The sequence below is a fragment of the Pseudozobellia sp. WGM2 genome, assembly GCF_017810075.1.
Classification (GTDB): domain Bacteria; phylum Bacteroidota; class Bacteroidia; order Flavobacteriales; family Flavobacteriaceae; genus JADNYK01.
Map to the genome: position 1 here is coordinate 102,541 of NZ_JADNYK010000002.1, position 13,202 is coordinate 115,742.

A 13,202-nucleotide genomic window follows, 5' to 3' on the forward strand; every position below is an offset into this window, starting at 1 on the left:
TTACGGCGGTCATTAGTTTTTATTATGTACATTTAAAATCAACTCAATTCTACCGCTTATGAAAATCAAAGTTCCAATAAACCCCGGTCGGGTTAGTTCATTTTTAGTTTTCTTATCTTTTCTAACTACACTTCACGTAAGTAGTCAAGAATTTCTTTATGGAGACCCATTACCCGACGCCCCTGTTCTATCCGCTCGAGGTGAATTTAAGGTTGGCGTACGAACGTTGCAACTTGTGAACCCGAACCAAATAGACATACTTAATTCAAAAGATGGTAAAGAAGTAAGATATGACCGACCGTTGAGCGTAGAAGTCTGGTATCCGGCGGATGATTCATCAAGTACTACAGCCGATATTACTTATGAAGAGGTTATGGGTACCCGTGGTGATTCTTTGCGCCCTATCATTCCTTTTCAGTTTAAAGGAAGGGCTTTTAGGGATGCAGAACCCACCAAAACTTCTCAACCTTATCCATTAATTGTCGTTTCGCATGGTTATGTCGGGTCTAGATACTTAATGACCTATTTGACCGAAAATTTAGCCTCGAAAGGCTACATAGTGGTCGCTATCGACCACACCGACTCTACTTTCAGAGATGCAAATGCTTTTTACAGTACACTACTGAACAGAGCTAAAGACATCAAATTCGTAATCAATGAAATGGCAGCTTTGAAGAAGAAAAAGCCAAATGAAGCTTGGGCCAAAAACATAGACAGCAATACTATTGGCATTGTAGGATATTCTATGGGCGGTTACGGTGTACTCAACGTGGCCGGAGCTGGGTATAGTGACGGACTTACCGCATTTTTTGCCCAAATGACAGGAGGTAGTAAAGCTATAACTGATTTGGTTGCCAGCAACCCAGAATACAAGAGTCAAAAAGATGAAAGAATCAAGGCCGTAGTGGCTTTTGCACCTTGGGGCATGGAGCGTGGGGTTTGGGATTTAGATGGGTTAAAAGGGTTACAAACACCCACATTCTTTGTAGCAGGGGACCAAGATGACATTTCGGGTTATGAAAAAGGAATAAAGGCAATATATGAAGGAAGTGTAAATACAGACCGTTATCTGCTGACCTATAAAAATGCCAGGCATAATGTAGCGCCCAATCCACCACCCGCCGAAGCGCTGCAGCCCGGTCTAAGTCTTGATGAATATTATCGGTATGCAGAACCTTCTTGGGATCAACGTAAAATCAATAATATCAACCAACATTTTGTAACCGCATTTTTGGGTACCTATTTAAAAGGAAAGGATTATACTGAATATTTGAATATTTCGAAAAACTCCAATGAAAAAGACTGGCCGGGCTTTAAGCCGAGGTCATCTACGGGAATGGAATTAATATATGCCGAGAAAGCAAATTAATTAAGATTTAGGCACGAGGGTTCTTCTCACTTCCCTCCATAAGTAAATACCGGTAACAATGGTGGCAAGAGCATCGGCAATCGGGAAAGAAAGCCAAACCCCAAGTTCATCGAAATAGTTGGGCAAAATCAATATCAAAGGAATAAAAAAGAAGCCTTGTCGTGTTAGGGTTAGAAGAAACGCAGGTACTGCCTTTCCGATGGCCTGAAAATAAGCAGACCCTATTAATTGTAAAGCTATAATTGGTACGGCGGCGAAAACCAACCGCATGGCCGTTGGAATATTTTCGAGCACGAAAGTATTCATGGCCAGATCGGCTGCAGACTGGTCTGCCCTGTCACTTAAAAAAAGAGACGCTATCTCTTGTGGAAAAACCATTAGTAGAATAAATACAATGGCAGCCAACAGTGAAGCATATTTTATTGCCGTATTAATCGATTTTCGTACTCTTTGGTATTTTTTAGCGCCATAATTAAACCCTGCAATAGGTAAAAAACCCTGGGTCACCCCAAACACGGGAAATAGTGCGAACATCTGCATACGACCGATAATACCGTACACTGCGACCAACGACTCTCCTCCAAAGCCAAAAAGAATATTGTTCATTAAGAGATAAACCACACTAGTTGTGGCCTGTCGGGCCAAGGTCACAAAACCTAAAGACCCAATTTCTTTAATAATCGGTAGGTCAAGCCTTAAACTTTGAGCGGTGAACTTAAGTTCTGATTTTTTAGAGAAAAAGAAGTAAGCGATATACGCAAAGCACAATATATATCCGCCCGTGGTTGCCCAAGCTGCCCCATGCATTCCCCAATCGAAAATGTATATAAATACATAGTCTAAAATTAGATTGCCCACCGAAGGAATGATCATGGCGATCATGGCGAATTTAGGTTTGCCCTCCGCACGAATCACGGTGTTTCCCATCATGCTAAAAGCTAAAAACGGAATGCCATATAGTACGATAGTATAATATATCTTGGCCAGGTCAAAAATCGACCCCTTACCACCAAAAGCAGGAATCAAATTATCGGTAAAATAGAGTCCGAGTGCCGCCATCGTGATCGTAATCAAAAAGGTCAGCGTAATTTGATTACCAAACGTTTTGACGGCCTTTGCATGATTGTTCGAACCTAAGGCCCTTGAAATAATACTAGACCCACCAATACCGATGGCCATGCCCAAGGCCCCAATAAAAAAAGAAACGGGCAGAACTACGTTGATGGCAGCAATGGCAATGGCACCGATCCAATTACCTACAAAAATAGAATCGACCAAAATATTGAGCGACATCACCAAAATACCGATAGAGGCAGGTACGGCCTGCTTAACCAGAAGTTTACCTATAGGTTCAGACCCGAGTTGTTCTGCAGAAACTTTTGCCATCTATATCTTGAATCGTACTTAATGCTTGGTTTTCATAAAAAGACTATGACTTTATTTTACTTTACAAAAAAGTTTACACTAGCTGGGCAACGCACCGGTTTCTTGCCAATTATTGACCCATTTACCCATAAGTTCTACCCATGCGTCGTTATCGTTCAAACATGGAATATGCTTATAATCGGTACCACCAGCTTCTAGAAACTGTTCTTTTCCTTCCATAGCTATCTCCTCCAAAGTCTCTAAGCAATCGGAGACAAAAGCGGGAGTTATGACCGCCAATCGTTTTTTTCCTTCCTTCGGAAAACGCTCGAACTCATAATCGGTATAGGGCTTTAACCATGGATCGCCTGCCAATCTTGATTGAAATGAAGAACTCACCTTTTCTTCAGATAGGCCAAGTTCAGCCTTGACCAATTCTGTGGTGTCATAAACTTGGTGTCGATAGCATGTGTTATGTGCCACGGAGTTCGTACTACAACAACTACCATCGATTTTACAGTGAAAATTGGTCGGGTCAGACTTGCGCACGTGCCGCTCGGGAATACCGTGATAAGAAAACAGAATATGATCGTATTCAAAGTCTTTGAGTTCTTCGGCAATCAGTTGCGATAGCACTTTGATGTAATCTGGATTTTTATAAAATGCCTGTAAGGTGGTCAGTTTAATATGAGGGAAAAACTGTTTTTGTTCTTCCATCGCTTTGACCACTACCGTTTCAAAAGATGACATAGCGTAATGCGGGTACAAAGGTACCAATAGCACATCATCTACACCTTTATCATGTAACTCTTGAAGCGCTTTTTTTATAGTCATAGAGCCATAGCGCATACCCAATGCAACTGGCATCTCGGTTTGGGTTTTCAGTTTTTCTGTAAATCGTTCAGATATAACGATTAGTGGAGAACCTTCATCCCACCAAATTTTAGCATATGCTTCGGCCGATTTCTTTGGTCTGGACTGCAAAATAATGCCTCTGACCAATATATTTCGCCAAACCTTGTTTACATCGATCACACGCTCATCCATCAAGAATTCGTCGAGATACGGCTTAACATCTTTTGGCGTTGGGCTATCAGGGGAACCCAAATTAACGAGTAAAACTCCTTTCATCTTTTGAATTATACTGCACTTCCTTTTACATCAAACCCTTTCTATACGAACAAACGAAGAAAATGCTGTTTCCAACTGCAAAAATAATGGTTGATTGTCAATCATATTGACAGAATAAGGAAATACTTTTTGATGATACCATAGTTAACATCAATTTTAAGATAAATGTGGTACACAAACGCAAGATTTTTAGTATTCTTTAGGCACAAAAGAAAACAATATGTTGAATGAATATATCGATATAAACAGCAACTCATTCTTGTATTTGTTAAGTACCCTTGCTGTACTTTTTATCGCATATTTTGTGCTCCTGCGAGTAATTAAACGATTAGGCAAGAATCCTAAATACCTGATTCCCTTAGAAACAGTAAAAACGGTCAGTGCCCCAATAGCACTTATTTTGTTTTCTATTTTTATTCGGTTAGAATCACTTCGCAACCTTCTTGGGCTACAAGATTATATGTACTGGTTTCGAAAATCGAGTACGCTACTGTTCATTTTTGCTTTCACATGGTTAATCTTAAGTGCCATTAAAGTAATTAAGCATCATGTTGTTGGTAAATACGATTTACAATCAAGCGATAATTTTAAGGCCCGAAAAGTCACTACGCAATTCAATATTCTAGAGCGCATCATAATTTTTATAGTTATTATTCTTGCAATAGGTATCGCCTTAATGAGCTTTGAGGGTATCAGGGAAATCGGCGTGAGCATATTTGCCTCGGCAGGGGTTGCAGGTATCATTATCGGTTTTTCCGCCCAAAAATTGATAGGCACCATATTGGCAGGTATTCAAATTGCCATTGCCCAACCCATCAAAATCGATGATGTCGTGATAGTGGAGGGTGAGTGGGGCCGCATCGAAAAAATAATGCTTACCTACGTTGTGGTTAAGATATGGGACAAGAGAAGGTTAATAGTACCCACCACTTATTTTATCGAAAAACCCTTTCAAAACTGGACCAAATCATCTGCCGATATACTCGGAACGGTCTTTCTCTACACCGATTATAATGTTCCGTTCGATGCTCTGCGTAAAGAGCTGACTCGAATTTTAGAGTCAACAGACCTATGGGATAAAGAGGTGAATGTTTTACAGGTAACCGATACAAAAGCCAACTATGTAGAAACTAGGGCGCTTGTTAGTGCCAAAGATTCATCTACTGCCTGGGATCTTAGGGTACATGTGCGAGAAAAATTAATCACTTTTTTGCAGCAAAATTACCCCCAGAGTTTAGCTCGTACCCGAGTCAGTTTTGAAAGCTCTTTGGCTGTGGAAAAAGAAAAATAAATTGATAGCGTATTGAAGAAGCGATAATCCATACTAACGGAATTCAGTCTGTTTTAAAAACCATATAAAACTTTCGTTGTGGAATTGCTTATTTTTACGCAAACATCCAATCAATGAGGATAGCCACCTTTTTATTGCTTCTTGTTATTCAATTATCGAGCGCCCAACAAATTACCTGTTCACCAGCTGATAAGAAGGCCGTAGAGGAAAAAATGAAAGAAATCGATGGGCTTCTGAAAGATGATTTTGGCAAGACGTTAATCACCATTGGCAAAACCTTTCTTAAAACCCCCTATGTTGCCAAAACTCTTGAAATTGGCGATACCGAAACCTTGGTCGTAAATCTACAGGGACTGGACTGCACCACTTATGTAGAAAACGTATTGGCCTTTGGAACACTTTTGAGGCAAGGTAAAACCAACTTTGATGACTTTGTTGGAACTCTTGAAACCATTCGATATAAAGATGGGGAATTGGTAGGATATGCCTCCCGACTACATTACTTTTCAGAATGGATTGCCAACAACGAAAAGAAAGGTCTGATAAAAGACATTACCTCTGAAATCGGAGGCAAAGAAATTAAAAAGGATATCAACTTTATGAGCACTCATAGAGGTTTATATCCTTTCCTTTCGGAGGATGAGAACTTTGAAAAAATTAAAGCATCCGAAGCTTACCTGAACGATCAAAGTATTTGTATTCTACCTCAGGACCAAATTGTCGCTAACGAACATCTTATTAAAAGTGGAGATATTATTGCTTTGACAACATCCATTAACGGATTGGATATCACCCATACCGGGTTTGCTACCAGAGAAAAAGATGGCCGGATTCATTTGCTGCATGCCTCTACAGGACCCATGGAAGTAGAAGTATCTAAAAAGCCCCTAGCAGAATACCTAAAAGGCATCAAAAAGAATACCGGCATTATGGTTGCCCGGCCATTGTAAGTCCACTTTATTAAACCAAGTAGTCTATTCGTAGATTAGATAATCCATCAAAACCAATAAATTTCACCATATACCGAAAGAATGGGTAATCTCATCCATCAGTAATTCAAAAAGATGGATTATTCAGATTTAAAAAACCGACTCACAAGTCGGTTTTTTACTTTTGCACTGAGTTTTATCGACCCAAACAATAGAAGAGCCCGCCTAAGAGGTGCTGCCTAAATTCAGGCTCGTCATAAGACGAATTAGAATGCCCTCCGCCCGTATAAAATGATTTTCCACCATCGAATTCATGATACCATGAAAAAGGATGGTTTTCTCCATTAGTACCACCATTATAACTGCTTTCATCAAGCATGATTAATGGAATAATACCTGAATAGATATCTTTAAAATTATACCATTCTTCACTTCGATTCCATATGCTTGGTAAATGGGTAGTAGATTTGTGATTTTGGTCGACCACATTCAAAGTGGCTTCTTGAATACTTGGGTGCCCGTTGAAGTAGGCACCGACCAATTCTCCGTACCAAGGCCAATCGTATTCGGTATCAGTAGCGGCATGCACTCCCATAAAACTCCCTCCTGATTGAATATAATTTTCAAAGGCTGCTTGCTGGGTAATGTTTAGTACATCTCCTGTTGTATTTAAAAAGACCACTACTTTATATTGAGAAAGGTTAGTTATGTTGAAATCTCCACTATTTTCCGTCTGTACCACTTCAAAATCATTGGTTTGACCCAAAGCTTGAAAAGTAGCCACGCCTTTTTCAATAGAGCCGTGCCTAAATGCTGCTGTTTTGGTAAATACCAAAATTTTATCTGATGTTTCTTGAGGTTCTTCTTTTAGGGTCAAGGCCGATACGCCCAAACTTTGGCCAGACTCATTATTTTCTCCATCAAATGCCGAAACTTTGTACCGATAGGTAGTTTGAGGAGTCAATCCAGTGACCTGATATGCTGTAGATGTCGTGGTCAAAATGCTTTCACCATCTTGATAGACAATATAGCCTGAGACCCCAAAATCGTCAGAAGCCGGCTCCCAAACCAAACTTACGGTAGTTTGGGTAGTTTCTTGCACACTTAAATTTTGAGGTACAGAAGGCGGCGTGTCATCTACCACAACTTCTTTACGTGTAGAAGCAATCAACGCTTCACTAAGTTGAGATTCATTCTCTGCAGCGTCAAAAGCCGAAACCGAAAAAGAATATTCAGTGCTACTTGCGAGGCCATCAACCCCGTAATTAACTTCTTTGACGGAAGCTATAAAACTTCCGTTCTGATAGATTTTATAACCGGTAACGCCTACACTATCCGTTGAAGGGCTCCAGCTTAAATCGATTGAAGTTTCAGTAACCTCTCCCGCTACCAAATCTCGGGGCACGCTAGGGGCGGTTGTGTCGATTGCGGGTTTGTCTTCTTCCTTTGTTGATACGGTCAGTGGATTACTTCTCTCCGATTCATTGTTATTTTCATCTATCGTAGAAACTGAAAAACTATATTCGGAGTTCGGTGACAACCCTGAAACCTCAATTCGAGATTCAGAAACTGTTGCGAAAAATGTTCCATCTTGATAGACCTTAAATTCAATAGAACTTATCGAGTCTTGGTCTATTTCCCAACTTAGCTCTAGAGAGGTAGGTGAGATATCAGAAGTAGACAAATTCTTGGGAACCGTAAGAGGTGCGGGGCGTTCTTCATTAGCATCCGTAGTTACTACTAAGGCTTCGCTAAGAATTGACTCTTGGTCTTTCTCATCTACCGTGGTCACGGCAAAGTGATACTCTGTGTTGGCAATCAATTCAGATACTTGAAATTTCGTTTCGGTAGTATTGCCAACAAGTACTTCATCTTGATAAATTCGATATTCATCAACCTTCATGCTATCCGAAGGGCTTTCCCACTCAAAGTGCACTATGTCGCTTGTGACCTCGATAATTTTTAAATTTATGGGAGGGCCGGGCGATAACGAATCGTTGTCCATCTCATCTTCCTTTTCAGTCGTAACCGTTAAAATATCGGAAGGTTTAGATTCATTTTCAGCTTCGTCCCAAGCGGTAACACTAAAATTATATTCAGTATTAGGCTCCAAATCTTGAATTTGAAAAGCGTTTTCTTCAGTGGTGGTCAGCAGCAGCGTATCATTATAAATGCCATAGGCTACAACCTCTAAACTATCTGCCGAAGGCTGCCACGATAAATCTATCGTATGAGTCGTAATCTCATCAAATTTTAATCCCGTAGGCGCAGGAGGTGCAATCGTATCTTTCTGTTCTTCCGCCAAGGTCAAAACATCTATAACATTACTTGGTTTTGTTTCCTTTCCTTCCGCATCAACAGCCACAACCCAAAAAGAGTAGGCTTTTTCAGGAGTTAAATTTTCAACGGAATAATTGTTCTTGACCAAAGAAACCGAGTGGGTGCTGTCTTGGTAGATTCGATACTCTTCGATTGCCGAGGTACTTGATTGCGATTTCCAGCTCAGATAAACAGATGTAGAAGAAACACTATCCAGTTCTAGTTTCGGTCTTAACAATATCAAACTATAAGGGTTTAAACTATCAATGTCAATAGTGTCCGCCGCCTTAGTTACTATCTCGACCGCTTCGCTGAAATCAGAGATGTTACCGGCATCATCGGTAGCACGAACTGAAAACATGTATGACGTCTCAGGCTCTAATTTATTAGCTAGATAAGTAGTAACCGTATCACGGAAAACTTCGGTGCTATCGCGGAAAACTACGTAATCTTTTACCTTGATATTGTCTTTTGCCCTTTGCCATGATACGACTGCCGAAGAATCGGTAATATCTGTGGCTATCAATTTTCTTGGAGGCTCAGGGGCAACCCTATCGGGCTTGACTACCGACTCAGGAACTACCTCTTCGTCTTTTTCGCATGCGGCAAAAAAAAGTATGGACAATAAAATAAGTGTTAGGGAAAGCAGGCCAAAGAAAGGTCTTTCTTTCATTCTCAAGTGGAGGGTTTAGGGGATAAATACCAAGCTATAGTTTCTCGGAATACGAAGGTCTGAATTTCATCGATAAAAATGAACCTTATAGCGAATTTTTTTGACGAAAAAATAATTTGGCGCTGAAATAATTGAAAATCAGCAACTAATCATCAAAAAAAGTGAACATATAACTTTTTTTCAAGATTTAGCCATTCGCCAGCGCCATTAAATATTTCTTGGGTGTAGTACCATACTTCTTTTTAAAAGCCGAAATAAAATGGCTCGCCGTACTATACCCCACTTTTAGTCCCACTTCATTAACATTATGCTGACCAGTTTCCAGCATTTTTCGGGCATACTCCATTTTATAATCAAAAAGAAAACTAAAGACCGAATCACCGTAAATCTGTTTAAAGCCCTCTTTTAGTTTTTTGAGCGACAGCCCTATTTCTTCCGATAGTTCGCTAAGTGTTGGTGGTTCTGCCATTCTCGAAATAATAATTTCTTTTGCTTTGCGGATACGTCTTACATTATCTTCGTCCACAAGAAAAGGGCACTGTTCTATATCGGCATCGTCACTTTTATTAAAATAAAGAGCGATAAGTTCGTACACTTTGCCCTTAATGTATAGTTCTTTTATAGATGGATGCAGGTTGTAATTCATCACCTGACTTAAGATCACTGCAATAGCAGGGCTCACACCCTCTTGAGAATAGTATTTCTTGTCTTTATTATCTGCACTAAGAAAAGGGATATAATCGGCTTCTTTTGAGAAAAGCGAATGGAATTTACGTATGGTCATCACCACTGAAACCAACCATGAATTGGGATTAAGTTCTAGGTTCATCGGTAAATCCATTTGAGTATTATACAGCAAAAGTGAATTCTCTTCCGACACGTCTAGAGCATAACGCCCATCATTGAAAATAAATTTGGCACTGCCCTTTAGACAAAAATGAAATTGAATGAACGAACTATTGATATCTCGTACTACCTTCTGTATCTGCGCCCCATCGTTTTGAATCTTCAGCACAAAAAAACCATCTTCGATTAAAACTTCTTGAAACGAACCTTCAGCGACATTTTTATCAGCCATAAGCCAAACAATTTAAGATCAATTTATTTAGAACGCTTCTAAATAGATAATTCGTGAAGCGTAGTATTTACTACAAAAATATTGGTTTTCAGCGGATTTACATCTTAATACATCTAAAAAAACCCGAAACGACATTAATTGTACCGCTAACGTTATTTTTATAGGCAATAGCCCTTTATTTTTGTTCCCGCTTTGAAGGCTTTCATGAAAGATTACCACATTTCAAAACATAACTCGTTCTACACCATTGGTCTAAGTTACCAAAAGGCCGATGCCGAAGTCCGCGGCAAATTTAGCCTAGACCCTACCGCTATAGATCAGGTTTTAATGCAGGCCAAGGCCCAAGGCATTGATGGTCTTTTAGTTACATCTACTTGTAATCGTACCGAACTACACGGTTTTGCCCAGCACCCATTTCAATTGATTAAGCTTCTTTGTGACAATGCCATTGGCTCTGTTGAAGAATTTCAAGAGGTAGCGTATGTTTTCAAGAACAAAGATGCCATTAGCCACCTATTTAGAGTTGGCACAGGGCTAGACAGTCAAATCTTAGGTGATTTTGAAATTATCAGCCAACTAAAACAAAGTTTCGCACGTTCTAAAAAATTCGGCATTGCCAATCCTTTTATAGAAAGACTGTGCAATTCGGTGATACAGGCCAGTAAGCGCATTAAGAATGAAACCGAAATATCATCGGGTGCCACCTCTGTCGCTTTTGCTTCGGTAAGGTATATTATGGAAAACGTTCCTGAGGTATCAGAAAAGAATATTTTACTATTCGGCACTGGTAAAATTGGGCGTAATACTTGTGAAAACCTCATCAAGCATACTAAAAACAATCACATTACCCTGATTAACCGCACCAAGAACAAAGCGGAAAAAATTGCGGGCAAGTTCAATCTTATCGTCAAAGATTATGGCGATCTTCAAACGGAAATAAGAAATACCGATGTACTGATCGTGGCCACCAGTGCCCAGTCACCTACTATATCAAAAGAACTCATTTACACCAAAAAACCACTTTTGATCCTAGACCTTTCCATTCCTAAAAATGTGGCGGACAATGTTTCGGAAAAGGAAAATGTAACCTTGGTTCATTTAGATCATCTTTCACAGATTACCGATGACACTTTAGAGCGTAGAAAGCGTTTTATACCCGAAGCTGAGGAAATTATCGAAGAGGTAAAGCATGATTTTATCCAATGGCTCGAAACCCGAAAGTTCGCACCCGTCATTAAGGCCCTCAACAAGAAGCTAAGGACGATGAAAGACGAAGAGATGGATTATCAATCTAAAAAATTATCTGACTTTAACGAACAACATGCCGAGGTAATCTCTACCCGCATCATTCAAAAAATTACCAAACAATTTGCCAATCACCTCAAAGACGGTGATGTCGATGCAGACACCAGTCTTGAACTTATTCAAAAAGTTTTTCAACTCGAAATAGAAACTCCATGAGCAAAGTCATCCGAATCGGTACCCGCGATAGCGAATTAGCGTTATGGCAGGCCAATACCGTAAAGGACAAGCTTGAAGCCTTAGGTTTTAGCACTACACTTGTACCCGTAAAATCAACTGGCGACCTTATTCTTGACAAGCCTTTGTACGAATTGGGCATTACTGGCATATTCACCAAAACGCTAGATGTCGCCATGCTAAAGGGCGAAATTGACATCGCCGTGCACAGCATGAAAGATGTGCCTACCGCCTTACCAAAAGGTATCGTTCAAGCTGCTGTTCTTGAGCGCGGAAATCATTTCGATATTCTAGCTTATAAGAACAACGAAGAATTTCTTGCTGAACGTGAAGGCATAATTGCCACGGGAAGTTTGCGAAGAAAAGCTCAGTGGCTCAACCGCTACCCGACCCATACCGTTGTGGATTTACGTGGTAACGTCAACAGTCGTTACGAAAAACTTCAAAACAACGAATGGAACGGTGCTATCTTTGCCGCTGCAGGCATCGAGCGCATCGGGCTAGAACCTGAAAATACGATCGGACTTACCTGGATGGTACCCGCACCGGCACAAGGTGCAGTAATGGTCGTAGCTCTAGAAAATGATGATTTTGTTCTTGATGCCTGTGCCACCTTAAATCATGAAACAACCGATGTTTGTACAAAATTAGAGCGTGAATTCTTGCGTGTTCTAGAGGGCGGTTGCTCCGCCCCTATAGGTGCTCACGCTACTATCGACGAAGATAACAAGGTTACCCTCAAAGGTGTCTTGCTCTCTGTGGATGGAAAGAAAAAATTGGAAGCAGAATTCTCCGCTCCACTTGGTAAGCATGAACAATTGGGTAGAGATTGTGCCAACAGTATTCTCGCCCGTGGCGGAAAACTATTGGTAAGCCAAACTCATGAAGGCACACTTCGAACCCATATATTCTCTACCAAGAACCTGACTCCCAACCAAATGCAATTGTTCAAAAATGATATAAAGGTCAAGGGTGAAGATTTTATCAAGGTGTCTCCGAACCGGATTTCCAAAAAGATTTTGAAAAATAAACACCAGAATGTAATTCTGACCAGTAAGAATGCTGTAGAATCACTTTTGACGCAAGTGTCTATCGATGAACTTCAATTTGAAAACATATATTGCGTAGGCCGAAAAACCAAGCGTCTTATTGAACGTAGAATAGGCCCCGTGAAACATCAAGAAAAGAGTGCCAAAAAACTAGCGGAGCACTTGGTAGAATTTATCGACGGTACAGAGGTCACTTATTTTTGTAGCAATTTGCGACTAGATGACCTTCCAGATGTGTTGGAAGAAAATAATATCGCGGTCAATGAAGTGGAAGCCTATACGACAAAACATGCACCTGCAGAAGTAGATGAAGATGTAGAGGGCATCCTGTTTTTTAGTCCGTCTACCGTTGAAAGTTACTTATTGAAAAACACATCTGATAAGGTAGCATACTGTATAGGGGAAACTACGGCAACTGAAGCACGAAAGCACTTTGCCGATGTACGTGTGGCCAAGATTCCAACGGTCGAAAGTGTGGTTGAGTTGGTAAACTCTGCCTACTAACGAGGGTTTAGCAGA

9 protein-coding genes are annotated in these 13,202 nt (G+C 40.3%); 5 read left to right on the plus strand and 4 right to left on the minus strand.

Going from position 1 to position 13,202, the window contains the following annotated elements; genetic code table 11:
- The first annotated feature begins 58 nt into the window (after positions 1 to 58).
- On the plus strand, positions 59 to 1,369 hold the full coding sequence (locus IV512_RS04085) for a dienelactone hydrolase family protein (RefSeq protein ID WP_209400893.1): 1,311 nt from the start codon (positions 59 to 61) through the stop codon (positions 1,367 to 1,369).
- Here IV512_RS04085 and IV512_RS04090 read toward each other — a convergent pair whose 3' ends face one another.
- Together IV512_RS04090 and hemH are read right to left on the minus strand one after the other, a co-directional pair.
- Positions 1,370 to 2,755: an MATE family efflux transporter gene (locus IV512_RS04090; protein WP_209400895.1), complete on the minus strand. Its 1,386-nt coding sequence runs from the start codon at positions 2,753 to 2,755 to the stop codon at positions 1,370 to 1,372.
- Between the two features lie 78 nt (positions 2,756 to 2,833).
- Positions 2,834 to 3,865 (minus strand): ferrochelatase, encoded by a 1,032-nt coding sequence (gene hemH, locus IV512_RS04095; protein ID WP_209400897.1) that lies wholly within the window; start codon positions 3,863 to 3,865, stop codon positions 2,834 to 2,836.
- Positions 3,866 to 4,085: 220 nt separating this feature from the next.
- Here hemH and IV512_RS04100 point away from each other — a divergent pair, with 220 nt between their 5' ends.
- Both IV512_RS04100 and IV512_RS04105 read left to right on the plus strand, forming a co-directional pair.
- Positions 4,086 to 5,156: a mechanosensitive ion channel family protein gene (locus tag IV512_RS04100; protein ID WP_209400899.1), complete on the plus strand. Its 1,071-nt coding sequence runs from the start codon at positions 4,086 to 4,088 to the stop codon at positions 5,154 to 5,156.
- Between the two features lie 113 nt (positions 5,157 to 5,269).
- Positions 5,270 to 6,106, plus strand: a complete 837-nt coding sequence (locus tag IV512_RS04105) for an N-acetylmuramoyl-L-alanine amidase-like domain-containing protein (protein ID WP_209400902.1) — start codon at positions 5,270 to 5,272, stop codon at positions 6,104 to 6,106.
- A 175-nt stretch (positions 6,107 to 6,281) separates the two neighbouring features.
- On the opposite strand, the gene IV512_RS04110 is transcribed toward IV512_RS04105, so the two are convergent.
- Both IV512_RS04110 and IV512_RS04115 read right to left on the minus strand, forming a co-directional pair.
- Positions 6,282 to 9,077: a fibronectin type III domain-containing protein gene (locus tag IV512_RS04110; protein WP_209400904.1), complete on the minus strand. Its 2,796-nt coding sequence runs from the start codon at positions 9,075 to 9,077 to the stop codon at positions 6,282 to 6,284.
- Between the two features lie 187 nt (positions 9,078 to 9,264).
- Positions 9,265 to 10,155 carry a helix-turn-helix transcriptional regulator gene (locus IV512_RS04115; protein WP_209400906.1) on the minus strand — a complete coding sequence of 297 codons (891 nt, stop codon included), beginning with the start codon at positions 10,153 to 10,155 and terminating at the stop codon, positions 9,265 to 9,267.
- 204 nt (positions 10,156 to 10,359) lie between these two features.
- Here IV512_RS04115 and hemA point away from each other — a divergent pair, with 204 nt between their 5' ends.
- Together hemA and hemC are read left to right on the plus strand one after the other, a co-directional pair.
- Complete coding sequence (hemA, locus tag IV512_RS04120) at positions 10,360 to 11,616, plus strand: glutamyl-tRNA reductase (protein ID WP_209400909.1); 1,257 nt, start codon at positions 10,360 to 10,362, stop codon at positions 11,614 to 11,616.
- Positions 11,613 to 13,187 carry a hydroxymethylbilane synthase gene (gene hemC / locus IV512_RS04125; protein ID WP_209400911.1) on the plus strand — a complete coding sequence of 525 codons (1,575 nt, stop codon included), beginning with the start codon at positions 11,613 to 11,615 and terminating at the stop codon, positions 13,185 to 13,187. Before hemA ends, hemC begins: the two co-directional genes overlap by 4 nt.
- The last annotated feature ends 15 nt before the right edge of the window (positions 13,188 to 13,202 follow it).